Source organism: Pseudomonas sp. RU47 (assembly GCF_004011755.1).
In the GTDB taxonomy this organism is placed as follows: domain Bacteria; phylum Pseudomonadota; class Gammaproteobacteria; order Pseudomonadales; family Pseudomonadaceae; genus Aquipseudomonas.
Map to the genome: position 1 here is coordinate 4,168,627 of NZ_CP022411.1, position 14,990 is coordinate 4,183,616.

At 60.0% G+C, this 14,990-nt stretch carries 16 protein-coding genes; 6 read left to right on the forward strand and 10 right to left on the reverse strand.

The features are described 5' to 3' along the window. The first annotated feature begins 25 nt into the window (after positions 1 to 25). Positions 26 to 1,669, forward strand: coding sequence for a sensor domain-containing diguanylate cyclase (locus CCX46_RS18895; protein ID WP_127928869.1), 1,644 nt, complete (start codon positions 26 to 28; stop codon positions 1,667 to 1,669). On the opposite strand, the gene CCX46_RS18900 is transcribed toward CCX46_RS18895, so the two are convergent. The 3 genes from CCX46_RS18900 to CCX46_RS18910 all read right to left on the reverse strand — a co-directional run bounded on the left by CCX46_RS18900 (position 1,670) and on the right by CCX46_RS18910 (position 3,815). Further along, complete coding sequence (locus CCX46_RS18900; protein WP_127928871.1) at positions 1,670 to 1,963, reverse strand: hypothetical protein; 294 nt, start codon at positions 1,961 to 1,963, stop codon at positions 1,670 to 1,672. 81 nt (positions 1,964 to 2,044) lie between these two features. Further along, on the reverse strand, positions 2,045 to 2,431 hold the full coding sequence (locus CCX46_RS18905; protein ID WP_127928873.1) for a c-type cytochrome: 387 nt from the start codon (positions 2,429 to 2,431) through the stop codon (positions 2,045 to 2,047). Positions 2,432 to 2,483: 52 nt separating this feature from the next. Continuing rightward, positions 2,484 to 3,815: an aminotransferase-like domain-containing protein gene (locus tag CCX46_RS18910; protein ID WP_127930427.1), complete on the reverse strand. Its 1,332-nt coding sequence runs from the start codon at positions 3,813 to 3,815 to the stop codon at positions 2,484 to 2,486. Between the two features lie 89 nt (positions 3,816 to 3,904). On the opposite strand from CCX46_RS18910, the gene CCX46_RS18915 reads away from it, so the two are divergent. After that, entirely contained in the window at positions 3,905 to 4,798 is an 894-nt protein-coding gene (locus CCX46_RS18915) for a DMT family transporter (RefSeq protein WP_127928875.1), read from the forward strand. A 3-nt stretch (positions 4,799 to 4,801) separates the two neighbouring features. Here CCX46_RS18915 and CCX46_RS18920 read toward each other — a convergent pair whose 3' ends face one another. Beyond that, positions 4,802 to 5,617, reverse strand: coding sequence for an AraC family transcriptional regulator (locus tag CCX46_RS18920; protein ID WP_127928877.1), 816 nt, complete (start codon positions 5,615 to 5,617; stop codon positions 4,802 to 4,804). Positions 5,618 to 5,748: 131 nt separating this feature from the next. Here CCX46_RS18920 and CCX46_RS18925 point away from each other — a divergent pair, with 131 nt between their 5' ends. Next, the gene (locus CCX46_RS18925; RefSeq protein WP_127928879.1) at positions 5,749 to 6,261 is read left to right on the forward strand and encodes a carboxymuconolactone decarboxylase family protein; all 513 of its coding nucleotides are present in this window, start codon (positions 5,749 to 5,751) and stop codon (positions 6,259 to 6,261) included. 568 nt (positions 6,262 to 6,829) lie between these two features. Here the strand turns inward: CCX46_RS18925 and CCX46_RS18930 are convergent. Then, positions 6,830 to 8,275 (reverse strand): SulP family inorganic anion transporter, encoded by a 1,446-nt coding sequence (locus CCX46_RS18930; RefSeq protein WP_127928880.1) that lies wholly within the window; start codon positions 8,273 to 8,275, stop codon positions 6,830 to 6,832. A gap of 157 nt (positions 8,276 to 8,432) precedes the next feature. Here CCX46_RS18930 and CCX46_RS18935 point away from each other — a divergent pair, with 157 nt between their 5' ends. Both CCX46_RS18935 and CCX46_RS18940 read left to right on the forward strand, forming a co-directional pair. Further along, positions 8,433 to 8,750, forward strand: coding sequence for a DUF7693 family protein (locus CCX46_RS18935; protein ID WP_127928882.1), 318 nt, complete (start codon positions 8,433 to 8,435; stop codon positions 8,748 to 8,750). A 53-nt stretch (positions 8,751 to 8,803) separates the two neighbouring features. Next, a complete protein-coding gene (locus tag CCX46_RS18940) occupies positions 8,804 to 9,349 on the forward strand; it encodes a hypothetical protein (protein ID WP_007908120.1) in 546 nt (181 codons plus the stop codon). A gap of 42 nt (positions 9,350 to 9,391) precedes the next feature. Here CCX46_RS18940 and CCX46_RS18945 read toward each other — a convergent pair whose 3' ends face one another. Together CCX46_RS18945 and CCX46_RS18950 are read right to left on the reverse strand one after the other, a co-directional pair. After that, complete coding sequence (locus CCX46_RS18945; protein ID WP_127928884.1) at positions 9,392 to 10,027, reverse strand: hypothetical protein; 636 nt, start codon at positions 10,025 to 10,027, stop codon at positions 9,392 to 9,394. Positions 10,028 to 10,154: 127 nt separating this feature from the next. Further along, a complete protein-coding gene (locus CCX46_RS18950; RefSeq protein ID WP_127928886.1) occupies positions 10,155 to 10,613 on the reverse strand; it encodes a GNAT family N-acetyltransferase in 459 nt (152 codons plus the stop codon). Positions 10,614 to 10,756: 143 nt separating this feature from the next. Here CCX46_RS18950 and CCX46_RS18955 point away from each other — a divergent pair, with 143 nt between their 5' ends. Beyond that, positions 10,757 to 11,401, forward strand: coding sequence for a TetR/AcrR family transcriptional regulator (locus CCX46_RS18955; RefSeq protein WP_127928888.1), 645 nt, complete (start codon positions 10,757 to 10,759; stop codon positions 11,399 to 11,401). A gap of 19 nt (positions 11,402 to 11,420) precedes the next feature. Here the strand turns inward: CCX46_RS18955 and CCX46_RS18960 are convergent, their stop codons facing one another. The 3 genes from CCX46_RS18960 to ggt all read right to left on the reverse strand — a co-directional run bounded on the left by CCX46_RS18960 (position 11,421) and on the right by ggt (position 14,928). Beyond that, positions 11,421 to 12,434, reverse strand: a complete 1,014-nt coding sequence (locus CCX46_RS18960) for a lysozyme inhibitor LprI family protein (protein ID WP_127928890.1) — start codon at positions 12,432 to 12,434, stop codon at positions 11,421 to 11,423. 166 nt (positions 12,435 to 12,600) lie between these two features. Next, positions 12,601 to 13,134, reverse strand: coding sequence for a cysteine hydrolase family protein (locus tag CCX46_RS18970; protein ID WP_127928892.1), 534 nt, complete (start codon positions 13,132 to 13,134; stop codon positions 12,601 to 12,603). Positions 13,135 to 13,200: 66 nt separating this feature from the next. Continuing rightward, positions 13,201 to 14,928 (reverse strand): gamma-glutamyltransferase, encoded by a 1,728-nt coding sequence (gene ggt, locus CCX46_RS18975; protein ID WP_127928894.1) that lies wholly within the window; start codon positions 14,926 to 14,928, stop codon positions 13,201 to 13,203. Positions 14,929 to 14,990 lie beyond the last annotated feature (62 nt).

The window sequence follows — 14,990 nt, forward strand, 5'->3', positions numbered from 1 at the left end:
ACTCCAAAACAGACCTCGCCTGCCCATGCTCAAAGCCAGTCTGCGTAGCCACCTCACCCTTTGGTTTGCCGGTTTGTCCCTGCTGACGCTGCTCAGCGTGGGCTTCTATGTCGGCCACATCGCCACGGAACAGATGAAGCAGGCCAGCGGCAATGCCTTGCTCAACACCGCGCGCTCGGCCGCATCGTTATTGGGCGAGCAACTGCGCGAACGCCAGTTGGAGGTGTATCTGCTCAGCCGTGCGCCGCATCTGGAGCGTGGCGATCTGGACAACCCAGCGATTCTGAAATCGATGCAACTGCGTACTCAGGCCCGCGCCGAGTATGCGTGGATGGGCGTCACCGATGCCGAGGGCAAGGTGCATCAAGCGGTGAACGGCTTGCTGGTGGGTCAATCGGTGCAACAACGGCCGTGGTTCCAGGCCGGGTTGCGCGGTGAGTACACCGGCGATCCCCATGAGGCGGTGCTGCTGGCGAAAATGCTGCCGGGGCTGCCGAACGGCGAACCGCTGCGCTTCATCGATTTCGCCGCGCCGATCCGTAACGCCGACGGTCAGGTGATTGGCGTCCTGGGTGCACACGCGCACTGGAGTTGGGTAACACGCATTGTTGAGTCAGCGGCGTTTTCACATAAAAACTCAACGCCGGATATCGAGGCGTTGATCATCGATCACGATGGCAAGATTCTCTATCCGGAAGCGCTGGCGGGCCAGCAACTGGCGGCGATGGATTCGAAGTTACAGGGGTGGACGGCGGGCAACGGTTTTCTCACCAGCATGGTCACCGTACCAACGCCGTCGAGCACGGCGCTGTCGTGGTCGATCGCCGTGCGCCAGCCATTGGAAACCGCACTGCAACCGGCACGGCTGCTGCTCTACAAACTGCTGATACTGGGCGTGGTCGCGGCCGTGCTGTTTGGCCTGGTGGCCTACTACCTGGCGCTGTATCTGAGCCGACCGATCGAACAGCTCGCGCATTCGGCCAGACAAGTCCAGAACAAACAGCCCGGCGCACAATTCCCGCTGCAACACCCGGTGCGAGAGATTGCTCAGCTCGGCCAGTCCATCGATGCAATGACGCAATCACTGCTCGGCAAAGAGCGCGAACTGCAAGAGGCCAATGCCTCGCTGGAAGCAACCGTCGCGCAACGCACCGCTGCGCTGACGCAGGCCAATGCCGAATTGCTGAGTCTGGCGACCCACGACAGTTTGACCGGCGTTTACAACCGTCGCCGTTTCGACGAGAAACTCACCGAATACACACTGCTGTTCCGCCGCACCGGACGTCCGTTTTCCCTGCTGCTGATCGATGCTGATCACTTCAAACGAATCAATGACAGCCACGGTCACGCCGTGGGTGATGAGGTGCTGCAACAGTTGGCGCAACTGATTCAGAGCAGCTTGCGCACCACCGATTTCGTCGCTCGTTACGGCGGCGAAGAGTTCGCCGTGCTGTTGCCGGAAATCGCCCAACCCGACACCCCGGAAGTTGTCGCCGAGAAGATTCGCGCGGCGGTTGCCGAGGCCGATTTCCCTGCGGTCGGGAATGTGACGGTGAGCATCGGTGTCGGCCTGGCAGACCCGGCCGATAACAACCACAGTGCACTGATCAAACGCGCCGATCAGCAGCTGTATCAGGCTAAGGCAGCGGGTCGCAATCAGGTCGCTTGATCAGTCGCTTTTCACTTCACAAATCCCGTTGGCCCTGTTCTTCCCGGTGTACGACACCGCAGGCGATCCGTCGGGATTGATGCTCAGAGAGATGGTCACGCCCGCGCCTTTGGCCTCGAAGTAGTTCTCATTGAATTTCTTCAACTTGCCTTCCTTGCCATTGATGTAGATCGGCCCGCCTTGATCGGCGTGCACTTCGATCTTGCCCGGGCACGTGGCGTTGAACATGGGGATGCCCGCGTGGGCCAGTCCTGTGGCAAGCAGCAGCGGTGTTGCCAATAGCAAAAATTTCATGGTGGGTTCCTTGAAGGCAGCAACAACGCCGAATAGGTTTTTCATGTCATTTTCAATCAGGGACTTCGGCAGCTCCTGCCGTCATTGCGAGAAGGTCTGAAGATAAGCCAACAGGTTGTCGAGTTTTTCTTCGTCACTCAGGCCCCAGAAAATCATCCGCGTGCCCGGCACCACGCCTTTCGGATCCTTCAGATAGGCGATCAGCGTTTCGCGATCCCAGGTCACCCCCGAGTTCTTCATCGCCTCGGAATACACGTAATTAGCCGAGGTACCGGCGGGCCGCCCGATGATGCCGTTGAGTTGCGGGCCGAATCCGGGACGGGCCGATTCGCCAACCTGATGACAGCCGCCGCACAGACGCGGAAAGATTTTTGCGCCGGCTTCGGGGTCGCCTGCGGCATGGCTGAACGTAGTGAACAGGCTGGTGCCGAGAATCACGGCGAGTGACAGTGCAGCGGTGTTTTTCATCGAGGGTTCCGGGTCGGTCTGCATCGGGCGGCGCAAGGGTAGCATTTTGTTTTTACCGGTAAGCGCCAATGATCCTGCTGATTTTGCTCAACGCCTGGCGCAACACATCCATCTCTACCGAACCCAGCGCCAGACGAATCGCATGCGGCGCATGCCCGGACACAGAAAACGGCTCCGCCGTGGTGACGGAAATCTGCTCGTGCATCAACTCGACGACAATCTGATCGGCGCGCACATCTTCGGGCAGCGGCAGCCAGAGGAAATACGACGCCGGATGGCCAATGCTCGGCAACCCTTTCAGCACTTTGGCCGCCAACGCTTGCCGCGCTTTGGCGTCGTTGCGTTTCTGTTCCTCAAGCAGCGTCACCGTGCCGTCGTCGAGCCAACCGCAAGCGATGGCGGTCATGATGCCGGGGGTGTTCCAGGTCGTGGCGCGGATGATGCGTTCCAGTGCCGGTACCGTTTCTGGCGGGGCGGCAATGAAACCGACGCGCAGGCCGGTGGCGATGTTTTTCGACAGGCCCGAGACGTACACCGTGCGCTCCGGCGCCAGATCGATCAGCGTACGCGGTGGGTTTTCCACCAGAAATGCGTAGGCCGCGTCTTCGATGATCGTCAGATCATGTCGACGGGCAATCGCCACCAACTGCTCGCGCTGCGCCAACGGCATCACCCAACCCAGCGGATTGTGCAAGGTCGGCATGCTGTACACGGCACGCACCGAGCGGCTGCGACAGAGTCTGTCCAGCGCGGCGAGATCCGGCCCCTGATCGCTGAACGGAATCGCCACGACTTCCAGATGCAGCGCCTCGGCCAAAACCTTGAACCCGGAATAAGTCAGCGCGTCGGCGGCTATCACATCGCCGGGTTTGAGCAATGCCATCAGCGTCACCGCCAGGCCTTGCTGGGCACCGTTGACGATCAGCACTTGCTCGGCTTCGACCGTCACCCCGCGCGTCAGCAGGTGCCGGGCAACCGACGCACGCTCGTGGGCGCGACCGGCATGCGGTTGATAACGCAGCAACGCTTCCAGATCACCGGACAACGCCAATTGCCGCAGCGCGGTGCGCAGCAGATCGGCCTGACCGGGCAACGACGGGTAATTGAAATTGAGGTCGATCATGCCGACCGCCACGTCTTTCTGATCGATGCCCTGCCCCGGCGCCAGCGAGGTTTCACGGACAAACGTGCCGCGACCGGTCTCGCCGCTGACCAGGCCCATGGCCTCCAGCTCTGCATATACCCGCGAGGCGGTGACCAGCGCCAGGCCTTCCTGAGCGGCCAGTTGCCGATGGGTCGGCAACCGCGTGCCTGGCGGCAATTGGCCCGAGCGAATATCTGCGGCATAGGCGTCAACGAGTGTCTTGTAGCGCGAGCGTGGCATGCCGGATGTATCCATGACAATTCTTTGATTGTGCTGATTCTCGGCTCTAGCATCACGACAATGCAACCCACTTCTGAGCGTGATCTGCTATGGAACGGACTTCGAATCTGACGACCCCGGCACTGGAAAAAACCAGTGGCTGGATCAATGGTTTTATCGGCGTAGTGATCTTCAGCGGTTCGCTGCCGGCCACGCGTCTGGCGGTGCTGGAGTTCGATCCGGTGTTTCTCACCGTGGTCCGCGCTGCCATCGCCGGGGTGTTGGCTGTCGCGCTGTTGTGGCTATTTCGCGAACGGCGCCCGGCGCGCGATCAGTGGCTGTCGCTGTTGATTGTCGCGCTGGGCGTAGTGCTCGGTTTTCCTCTGCTGACCGCCCTGGCGCTGCAACACGTGACGTCGGCGCACTCGATTGTGTTTGTAGGATTGCTGCCACTGGCCACAGCGATTTTTGCTGTGCTGCGCGGCGGTGAGCGGCCGCGACCGGTGTTCTGGATTTTCTCCACTCTCGGCAGCGCTTTGGTCGTCGGTTTCGCCTTGGCACAAGGCCTGACTGCCTCACCCACCGGTGACCTGCTGATGCTCGCCGCCATTCTCGCCTGCGGCCTCGGCTATGCCGAAGGCGCGAAGCTGTCGCGCGCCCTCGGCGGCTGGCAGGTGATTTGCTGGGCGCTGGTGCTGTCGCTACCGCTCATGGCGGTTTTGAGTCTGTGGCTGGCGCCCGCCTCGTTCAACACAATCAGTCTGTCGGCGTGGCTGTGTCTGGGCTATGTGTCGCTGTTCAGCATGCTGATCGGTTTTGTGTTCTGGTATCGCGGTCTGGCCCAGGGCGGGATTGCCGCGGTCGGTCAGTTGCAATTGCTCCAGCCGTTTTTTGGCCTGGCGCTGGCGGCGACGCTGCTGCATGAACACGTCAGCCTCGGCATGCTTGCCGTGACGCTGGGTGTGATCCTGTGCGTGGCCGGGGCGAAGAAATTCGCCAAATGATCCTCAGGCGCCGGCCTTCCACTCGCGAGGGCTGAGCCCGGTCTTGCGCCGAAACGCCCGGGCCAGCGCCGAAGGACTTTCGTAACCGACCTCCTCGGCAATCAGCGCAATCGGCTTGCCTTCACGCAAGCGTTTCTGCGCCAGACTGACCCGCCAGCTCAGCAGATAATCGGCCGGAGTCTGCCCGACGACCCGGCGAAACTGCTCGGCAAATCCGGCGCGCGACAGGTTGGCGACAGACGCCAGATCCGCCACGCTCCAGGGCTTTTGCGGTTGCTCGTGCATCAGGTTCAAGGCGCGGGAAAGACGCGGATCGGCCAGCCCGGCGATCATCCCCGGTTGCTGCTCGCGACTGCTGATCAAATGCCGCAACAGCAGAATCACCAGCAGTTCGAACAGTCGATCCATCACCGCCACGCGCCCGCAATGCCCTTCGAACGCTTCCTTGAACAGCCATTCGACGGTGTTGGCCAGCTCCGGAATGTCCGTCAGTTTCAGCACCAGGTAATCCGGCAGTGCCGCCGCCAGTGCATTACCGGAACCGCCATCAAACATCAGCGTTGCGCAAACCACCTGAGTGTCCATGGCTTCGTCGGCAAACATGCGATGGGCGAAGGGTCTGGGGAAGAAGATCAGCGACGGCTCACTGAGGCGGATCTCGCGTTCGCTGCCCGGCTTGAGCAGCAACTCGCCGGCCTGCAACAAATGCACATGGCCGACCGGTTCATTTTCATGAACCGCGACGCCGCAGAACGTGCCGCTGTGAAAAGTGCCGGCCGTCACACCGAAATGGCTGAGCAATGTTGAAAGGCGATCCATGGACGACTCCAAGGGCATATCTGGACGATCTGCCGCATATCCTCGACGATTTGCCGCCAATCCACCAGCCTCGCTCAATAACATGGCCTCCATCCCCGGCGCACTACGCACCGGACTTTCGGAGAATCACCATGAGCCGCATCCACGCAATCAGCCTCGAAACCGCCACCGACGCCACCCGCCCGGTTCTGGAAAGCGTGAAAAAGAAAATCGGTTTCCTGCCCAACGTCTTCACCACCCTGGCCAAAGCGCCGGTGGCCCTCGAAACCTACGTGCAAGCCTCGGCGATCCTCGGCAAAACCTCGCTGAGCGCCCAGGAAAAAGAAGCGGTGTACCTCGCCACCTCCCAGGTCAACGGTTGCGACTACTGCCTGGCCGCACACACCTTGTTTGCCGGCAAGGCCGGGCTCTCGGCACAGGACATCGTCGCCGCCCGCCAAGGCGAACTCAACGCCTACGCCACCCTCGCCCGTCAGCTGACCGAAAGTCGCGGCCATTTGAGCGATGCACAGATCGCCGCCGCCCGCACTGCCGGCATCGACGACGTGAAGATCATTGAAGTGATTGCACTGGTGGCCGTGCAGAGCCTGACCAACTACCTGAACAACGCGGCGCTGACCGATATTGACTTCCCCGCCATCTGAATCCGGCCACGCAAAACCTGTTGGAGCTGACCTGCTCGCGATAGCGGTGTGTCATTCAAAGCATCTTTGAGTGACACACCGCCATCGCGAGCAGGCTCGCTCCTACAGTTGGATCGCCTACAACCCGCCAGAAACAGGTCGGCTGTCAGGCAGCCTTCGCGAGCAAGCTCACTCCCACAGAAAAGCAAAAAATAACGCCCACTTCACACCGAGGAGCTTCTAACCACTCAACAGGATGAGCGTTAGCTCGGCTGCAGCTCTTGATCTTGATCCACGGGCGACGTCGGAAGGCTGAGTGGAGGGATTCATCCGGGGGTGGGAGCGCAGCGACCGTTTGGCGCAGCCAAATGCATCGAGAGGAGGTGCAGCGAAGCAAACCGTAGGCGATGCGCCCGGAGGGATCCCGGAGCGAAGGAACCCCGAGCCCCAGCGAGCGGGCCGCACGTAGGAGCAAGCGTTTTTTTGCTTACTTTTTTTAGGCGTTTGTAAAAAAAGTGAGTCGCCGTAAGGGCGAAACCCTAAGCCGCCGTGACCGCAGCAACGGATATGTACCCGGTCAGCCAGATAATCAGTGATGCTCCTCACCCGCCCGCTTCAGCAACTTCTTGCACCGCTCAGACAAATGAAACACCTGCAAATGCTTACCCGCCTTCGCATAGCGCTCGCGCAGAGTCTTCAACGCCGCAATCGCCGAATAATCAACAAAACTCAAATGCCGACAATCCAAAGTCACCCGAGCCGGATCATTGGCCGGATCGAACTGATTGAGAAACGGCGTAGTCGAGGCAAAAAACAACGTGCCATGCAGACGATAAAGCTTGCTGCCGTCAGCCTCCAGATGCTCATCGGCATACAGCTCACGGGCCTGCTGCCAGGCAAAGTTAAGCGCGGCGATAATGATGCCGCACAGCACCGCAGTGGCCAGATCAGTGAACACCGTAATAGTGGTCACAGCGATGATCACCAGCACATCGTTGAGCGGCACTTTGTTCACCACCCGCAATGACGCCCAGGCAAAAGTCTGCTGCGACACCACAAACATCACACCGACCAGCGCCGCCAGCGGAATACGCTCGATCAGCGGCGACAGAAACAGAATGAACAACAGAATCAGCACCCCGGCGACCACACCGGACAAACGCCCGCGCCCGCCGGAACTGAGGTTGATCACGGTCTGGCCGATCATCGCGCAACCGCCCATGCCGCCGAACGCACCCGAGACCATATTCGCCGCACCGAGCGCCACGCACTCGCGATCCGGGTAGCCACGGGTTTCAGTGATTTCATCGGTGAGGTTCAACGTCAGCAGGGTTTCCAGCAGACCGACCAGCGCCATCAGAATCGCGTAAGGCGCAATGATACGCAGGGTTTCGAAATTCCACGGGATGTCCGGCAAAGCGAAGGTCGGCAAGCCACCGGCGATGTGCGCCATGTCGCCAAGGGTGCGGGTCGGCAGGCCGAACAGATAGACCAGCAGGCCGACGCCGAGGATCGCCACCAGTGCCGGCGGCACCGTTTTTGTCAGACGCGGCAGAATGTAGACGATGGCCATGGTCAGCAGCACCAGCCCGGTCATCAGGTACAGCGGCGTACCGCTGAGCCAGTCTTCGCCGCTCTTGAAATGCTCCAGTTGCGCCAGGGCAATGATGATCGCCAGGCCGTTGACGAAACCGAGCATCACCGGGTGCGGCACCATGCGCACCAGTTTGCCCAGGCGCAGCAGTCCGAACGCCATCATGATCAAACCGCCGAGCAACACCGTCGCCAGCAAATACTGCACACCGTGCTGCACCACCAACGCGACGATGACCACCGCCATCGAACCCGCCGCGCCGGAGACCATGCCCGGCCGGCCGCCGAACAACGCCGTCAGCGTGCAGATGATGAAAGCGCCGTACAAGCCCATCAGCGGATTGAGGTGCGCCACCAGCGCGAACGCAATGCATTCGGGCAACAGGGCAAACGAGGTGGTGAGTCCGGCCAGGACATCGGCGCGCAGACGAATCGGTTTCATGGCTTACCTGACTGAGCGGCCGACGAGCGCGGCCGCGGGTGTTCGGGGAAAAGAGGGTTGCGGATGTTACGGAATTGTTCCGGATCGAGCCAGTGAACGCTGACACCTGTCGGCTCGGGCTTTATGCTGGCGCGCTCCTGTATTCATCGAGTTCGACATGTCTGCATTTCTGACGTCCCGCGAAGTGTGCCAGCGTTTGCGTGAAGCGGCGCTCGGTGTGCTCGCGTTCACAGTCTGCGAAGCACCTGCCGAGACTGGGCTGGTCACAGTCGATATCGACGGCTGGCGCCTGCTGCTGGATTTTGCCGGGGGGCGATTACATCACTGTGAACACGCCCGCAGCGACGATGGACAAGAAGGCTCGCTAGAGCGCTGGCAGCGTTTTGGCACCGACCCGGTGAGCCTGCTCAGTACTTGGGAATTGGCGCAGATCGAGCAATTGCTCAAAGCGCCGACGAACGAGGTTGCTCAATGATGGCACTCTGCCCATAATTCGCGCCCTCCTCTATTCCCACGCAAGGAACTGCCGTGAAGAAGTCGCTGTTGTTGATCCCGATGCTGGCTCTGCTGCTGCAAGGGTGTGGCATGACCATGACCCGCTACGAGCCGAGTTTCGAGAACGTTCAGAAGCTCAAGCAAACCCCGCCGCTGCATGCGATCAGCAATCCTCAGGTTACCGCCGAATCCGGTGAAGGTTCGCTGGTGGTGCGTGCCAATCCGGTTCGCTCACCGTCTGGCAGCATCCCGGCGCACATTCAGGACGCGATCACCGAAGAACTGCGCAAGGCCGGTCTGCTCGATCCGCAGGCTCAGCGTCAGTTGAAAGTGCTGGTGGTGAAGAACGAACTGTCCGCCGGCATGGGCACGGGCGACGGCAAACTGGCTGCTCGCTTCACCCTGCTCAATGGCAACGATGTGGTGTACGACGCGACCAAGAATGTCAGCAGCCAGTGGAGCAGCAGCTTCTTCGGTTTCATTGCGATCCCGAACGCGGTCAACGCTTACAACCCGATGGTGCGTGACCTGCTGAAGGAACTGTACAGCGATCCACAGTTCATTCAGGCCCTGAAGTAAGGGCAAAAAAAAGAGCCGCGATTGCGGCTCTTTTTTTTCGCTTCAAACCCGTGGAATACCGGTTTCGAGCGCCGAGTACTTCAGGTTTTTGTTATCAACCATTTGCTTGAGCAACGCGTTGACCTGACGGGTAAAGGTGTCATTCACCGCGTCTTTAGGCGTGTTGGCCATCAGCGGAATGAACCAGATGCCGATCCAGGTGCCGATCGCATCGTGGTTGCTCGCGGTGGTCAGGGCCTGACCTTGGCCATCCAAGCCTTCCAGGCTCAAGGTGTACTGATCGGTGCCGTACGCCGGGATTACCATCATGCTGAAGCCGCTGATGAAGGCCAGCACCATGGAGCCTGCATTCGGCGGATGGTTGTACATTTTCAGACGCAGGCTGTAGTCGCCCGGCTGCTTCTGGAACTCGTCCAGAGTGACACGGCCGAACAGGCCCGAGTCAGTGAGGATTTTTTGCAGCTGTGGTTTCAGTTGATCACGTGCCTGCGGCACTTCCACGGCGGAACCACTTTTCGGCTCGCCCTGATAGAAATCGAAATCGACGTAGACGTTTGGCTTGTTGGCGTAGCTGGCCATCGACGGCATGGTCACCGGCGCCACTTCGTCTTTGGTGAAACTGGCACAACCGCCCAGCGCAAGTACCAGCCCCAGCGCCAGAATTTTCCCGAATTGCATGATGTCCGTCCCTATGTGTACACGACCAAATGATGGCATTGAGCCTTCATTGCGAAGGCCGGGCGGATTCTAGAGAGAGCGGCCTTCCAGCGAAAGCCTGAATTGGCGAAATCGGCAAAAAAATTGCTCAGCCCTGCCGCAAGTCGAGGATGTAGGTGTAATACCCGCTGTCGCGTACGTAACCGAGGGATTCGTACAAGCCTTGCGCCATGAAGTTGTCCGTGGCGGTTTCCAGCACCAGGCCCTTGGCACCGGTTGCCAAGGCAAAGTCACGCGCAGTGTTCATCAACAGTCGGCCAACCCCGCGCCCACGGGCGGCGGGTGCAGTGAACAGGTCGCTGAGCAGCCAGGTGCGGTGGGCATCGATGGACGAGAATGTCGGATACAGCTGCACGAAACCCAGCGCTTCACCGTGTTCATCCTGAGCAAGAAAAATCGCCGATTCGCTGGCAGCCATGCGTTCAGCGATAAAGGTTCGCGATTGCACAAGGTTCGCCGGCTGCTGGTAAAAACCTCGATAAGCGTCGAATAACGCCGCCACCGCATCCAGATGTGTCGCGTCGGCTCGCACGGCCTGAAGAGTCATACGCCCGCTTCGTTTCCAATCAATGATCGAAACAGCATAGCGCTGCCCTTCGAGTATGCTGGCCTCCTCGCTATATAGTTTTGTATATTGCGAAACCGAAATCGCCAGAACCTTTCCATGCCGTCCAGCCAACCTGTGTGTCCATGAGTGCCATCCGCGTACGCAACGAGCAGTTGATCCTCGCCGCCGCCACCGAAGAATTCGCCGCCAACGGTTTCGACGCCACCCAGACTCGCGACATCGCGGCACGTGCCGGGGTGCCCAAGGCCAATCTGTATTACTACTTCCAGACCAAGGAAAACCTCTACGGCAAAGTACTGCTGGGTTTTGTCGAACCGCTGCTGGAAGCCTCAGCGGCGCTGCGTGAAAGCGATGATCCGCTGACGGGGCTGCGCGCCTACATTGCCGCGCGGATTCGGATTGCCCGCGAGCATCCGGCGATTGCCAAGGTGTTCAGCGGCGAATTGCTGCTGGGCGGTCGACAGTTGCCCGACGAGTGCCGAGATCTGTTGCAGGCCGAAGCGCGGCGCAATGTTGAATGCCTGCGCAGCTGGATCGAGCGCGGTTTGTTGGCACCGGTGGATCCGGAACATTTGATGCTGTTCATTTGGTCGGCGACGCGCACGTACACCAACATCGGCTGGCAGATGGGCCGGATCACGGGGCGCGAAGTGCCGCAGGATGAGGACTATCAAACGGCGGCGCAGACGATCACGCGGATGGTGCTGGAGGGCGTGGTCGTAGCGCCGCGAGTCGGCGAGATTCGTGGGGTTTTGTTTGCGACTTGAGGGAGGGCTGCTGCGCAGATCAGGGCATGAAGTCTACGGGGAGTTCCAGATGATCTTTCATGCGCTCGTTCCAGTCGTGCAAGGTGTCGGGTAGACGTTTTTTCCATTTCGCAGCGTTGGTGTAATAGCGCAGACGCGAGTGGCCGGTACTGTCGTAGGTCACCAGCAGCACCCAGAAATGGCCAGCGGTTGACCGCATCACGACGCCGGTACCGCCGAGGCCGCGCATCCACATCTCCCAGACCTGACTGCCCGGCACATCAGCGGAAGGCTCAGCGGTCATCAACGAGCCGGACTTTTCCACCAGTGTCTGATAATCACCTTTGAGCAAGGTGTGCAGTGCCTGGTTCTCTTCCGGTGTTTGCGCCAGGCCCAGGCTAAGCATGTCGTAATCCAGTGTCAGCGGGTGCTGCGAGGCGACAAAACGACCGGTGTAGTAGACGCCCAATCCGGCACTGCAATATCCGCCTGCGCCCACGAGCGAAATATCCAGCACACCGTTGATGGGAGTGAACGACAGGGTGCACTCGTCTTCCGAGTAAACGGCCTTACCGTCCTTGAGTGTGGCGATGCCATCCAGATCACCGGAGTTGGCGCCCTCAGCTGCCGTAATGTCGATGCTGATGTGCGTAGCATCGCGACGCTGGGTTATCACCGTCGCCGAGGTTGAAGTCCCCGGCGGAACAAGCTGCCAGGTCGCGTCCCAACTGAAGGGCTGGGTGGCGTGTTCAAGTTCGGTCAGGCGCATCAGGTACTGGCGGCGCAAACAGGCCGTCTGCTCACCACAGGCGTTGCGATTTTTCAGCCACTGCCGCTGGTCAGTCTTGAGAGCTTGGGCATCGGGGACATTAGCCAATGTCGAATGCCACAGCTTGCCCAGCTTCTCGTCGAGCAGCGAAATCTGCGGGTCACCACAAATGGCTTTTTCAGTTTTGCTGTTGGCCGTGGCGCAATCAAAACTGCTGGCTTGGGTAACAGAGGCAAACGCAACGGACATCAGCACCAAGGCATGGCGCAGGGAGATGGCGAACATCGAGAGATTCCAATCTTCGGACGGCGCGCAGTATGCCAGTGCTGCTGCCGGAAATCCCCACTGTAGGAGTGAGCCTGCTCGCGATAGCGTTCTGTCAGACGATGCTGCGCCAACTGACACACTGCTATCGCGAGCAGGCTCACTCCTACAGGTTTTGTGTGGGTTGTCAGAACGTGATGTCGGCTGCGGGTATGACGTCGATCCGCGCCACGGAGCCGGTCAGGTGCGCCAGATCCTTGTTGTGCTCGGTGATGATGTCTTCGGCGCTCATGTTGCCGTTGTCGACCGTGGAATGCGCGTCGGCCACAAGCACCACGTCATAACCCAGTTGATGGGCCTGACGCACGGTGGCGTTGATGCAGTAATCGGTTTGCAGACCACAGATGACCAGTTTTTCGAAATCTTCGCTCGGCAGCAGTTTGCGCAAGTCTGTCTGGTAGAACGAATCCGGCGTGGTCTTGCGTACGCGCAAGTCCTCAGGCGATGTCTCAAGCCCTTCGGCCAGTTGCCAGCCTTCGGCGCCAAGGGCCAACGGGCTGTCCTTTTCTTCATGCTGGATCAGCACCACTGGCACACCTGACTTGCGCGCCCGGGTGCTGAGACCGTTGATGGTGTCGATCACCCGGTGAATGTCATGGCACTGATATTCGCCCGAGCAGAGGGCGCGCTGGACGTCGATGATCAGTAATGCGGTGGTCATGATGAGCCTTCCTTGATCAGTCCTCGAGACAGGGGCGGACGTGAGCCCGCCCCCTTTTTACGCCCCTCAGTAACCCAGTGACAAGCCGGTGTTGCGGCGCGGATCATTGGCGCCGTAGAAACGGTTTTTGCCAACGGGCTTACCGCCCAGCGAAGGTGCCCCCACCAGAATCGCGGCGATGTGGTTGGCGTCCTGCGGGCCGGCGAACTTGTGGCCCCAGCTCTCGAGAATCTTGCGCGTATCGGGGCTGGCGGCGAAGTCCTCGAGGTTGGTTTCCTCCGGCATCCACTGCTGATGGAAGCGTGGCGCATCGACCGCTTCCTGAAGGCCCATGCCGTAGTCGATGACGTTGAGCATGGTCAGCAAAGTCGCCGTGATAATGCGGCTGCCACCCGGCGTACCGACCACCATCACCACTTTGCCGTCCTTGGTGACGATGGTCGGGCTCATCGATGACAGCGGTGCCTTGCCCGGCGCTATCGCATTGGCTTCGCCCTGCACCAGACCGTACATGTTCGGCACGCCGACCTTGGAGGTGAAGTCGTCCATTTCATCGTTGAGGATTACCCCGGTCTTGCTCGCCATCACGCCCGCGCCGAACCAGTCGTTGAGGGTGTAAGTCACCGACACGGCATTGCCCCACTTGTCGACGATCGAATAGTGGGTGGTGTTGCTGCCTTCATGGGGCGCTACGCCGGGCTTGAGTTCAGCCGACACGCCGGCCTTGTTCGGTTGGATAGCGTCGCGCAGTTTGGTCGCGTAGTTCTTGTCCAGCAGGTGTTCGATCGGGTTTTTGACGAAATCCGGATCGCCGAGGTAGCTGTTGCGATCGACATAGGCGTGGCGCATCGCTTCAATCTGATAGTGCATACCCTGAGCCGAATGGAAGCCCAGATCCTTCATCGGATAGCCTTCGAGGATGTTCATGATCTGGCAGATCACCACGCCGCCGGAGCTTGGCGGTGGCGCCGAGACCACATGATAACCACGGTAGTCACACTCCACCGGCGCCAGTTCGCGGGTCTTGTATTTGTCGAGGTCGGCCTGAGTGATGATGCCTTTGTTGGCCTGACTGGAGGTCACGATGGCATCGGCGACCCAGCCTTTATAGAAGCCGTCGGCGCCTTTATCGGAAATGCTCCGCAGGGTTTTGCCGAGGTCCTTCTGCACCAGTTTCTGCCCGACCTGCATCGGCTCGCCGTTGTGCAGGAAGATCGCGCCGGAATCGCGCATGTCCTTCTTGAACACGTCGGTGGCGTACTCCAGCAACTCGACGTCACCCTGCTCCAGCGCAAAGCCGTCTTCCGCCAGTTTGATCGCCGGGGCAATCATCTCCTTGCGCGGCTTGGTCCCGTATTTGCTCAGCGCCAGTTCCATGCCAGAGACCGTGCCGGGCACACCCACCGCCAAATGGCCACGGGTGCTCAAGTCGGGAATGACGTTGCCTTCCTTGTCGAGGTACATGTTCGCGGTGGCCGCCAGCGGGGCTTTTTCGCGGAAATCGAGGAAGGTCTTGCGCCCGTCCGCCAATTGAATGGTCATGAAGCCGCCACCGCCGAGGTTGCCTGCTGCGGGATACACCACCGCCAGCGCGTAACCCACGGCGACTGCCGCATCGACGGCATTACCGCCACTTTTCAGTACGTCGACACCCACATGGGTGGCCAGATGTTGCGCGGTGACCACCATGCCGTTTTCGGCGGCAACCGGTGCGACTGACGCCGCGTGAGCCATGAGACAGCTGAGTGCCAGTGAGGTCGCTATCAGCGATTTGGCCAAAGGTTCGTACTTCATGAGTCGATCTCTTTTTTTGTTTTCAGGGTCTGTACAAAACAGAGGCGGAACGCTTCAAGAGC

Bases quoted from the DNA above. Each gene is read 5' to 3' on its own strand.
- CCX46_RS18935 (WP_127928882.1), top strand. From the start codon at position 8,433: ATGTCTGCATTTCTGACGTCCCGCGAAGTGTGCCAGCGTTTGCGTGAA.
- CCX46_RS18905 (WP_127928873.1), bottom strand. From the start codon at position 2,431: ATGAAAAACACCGCTGCACTGTCACTCGCCGTGATTCTCGGCACCAGC.
- CCX46_RS18900 (WP_127928871.1), bottom strand. From the start codon at position 1,963: ATGAAATTTTTGCTATTGGCAACACCGCTGCTGCTTGCCACAGGACTG.
- CCX46_RS18925 (WP_127928879.1), top strand. From the start codon at position 5,749: ATGAGCCGCATCCACGCAATCAGCCTCGAAACCGCCACCGACGCCACC.
- CCX46_RS18955 (WP_127928888.1), top strand. From the start codon at position 10,757: ATGAGTGCCATCCGCGTACGCAACGAGCAGTTGATCCTCGCCGCCGCC.
- CCX46_RS18970 (WP_127928892.1), bottom strand. From the start codon at position 13,134: ATGACCACCGCATTACTGATCATCGACGTCCAGCGCGCCCTCTGCTCG.
- CCX46_RS18950 (WP_127928886.1), bottom strand. From the start codon at position 10,613: ATGACTCTTCAGGCCGTGCGAGCCGACGCGACACATCTGGATGCGGTG.
- CCX46_RS18910 (WP_127930427.1), bottom strand. From the start codon at position 3,815: ATGCCACGCTCGCGCTACAAGACACTCGTTGACGCCTATGCCGCAGAT.
- CCX46_RS18945 (WP_127928884.1), bottom strand. From the start codon at position 10,027: ATGCAATTCGGGAAAATTCTGGCGCTGGGGCTGGTACTTGCGCTGGGC.
- CCX46_RS18930 (WP_127928880.1), bottom strand. From the start codon at position 8,275: ATGAAACCGATTCGTCTGCGCGCCGATGTCCTGGCCGGACTCACCACC.
- CCX46_RS18960 (WP_127928890.1), bottom strand. From the start codon at position 12,434: ATGTTCGCCATCTCCCTGCGCCATGCCTTGGTGCTGATGTCCGTTGCG.
- CCX46_RS18920 (WP_127928877.1), bottom strand. From the start codon at position 5,617: ATGGATCGCCTTTCAACATTGCTCAGCCATTTCGGTGTGACGGCCGGC.
- CCX46_RS18915 (WP_127928875.1), top strand. From the start codon at position 3,905: ATGGAACGGACTTCGAATCTGACGACCCCGGCACTGGAAAAAACCAGT.
- ggt (WP_127928894.1), bottom strand. From the start codon at position 14,928: ATGAAGTACGAACCTTTGGCCAAATCGCTGATAGCGACCTCACTGGCA.
- CCX46_RS18895 (WP_127928869.1), top strand. From the start codon at position 26: ATGCTCAAAGCCAGTCTGCGTAGCCACCTCACCCTTTGGTTTGCCGGT.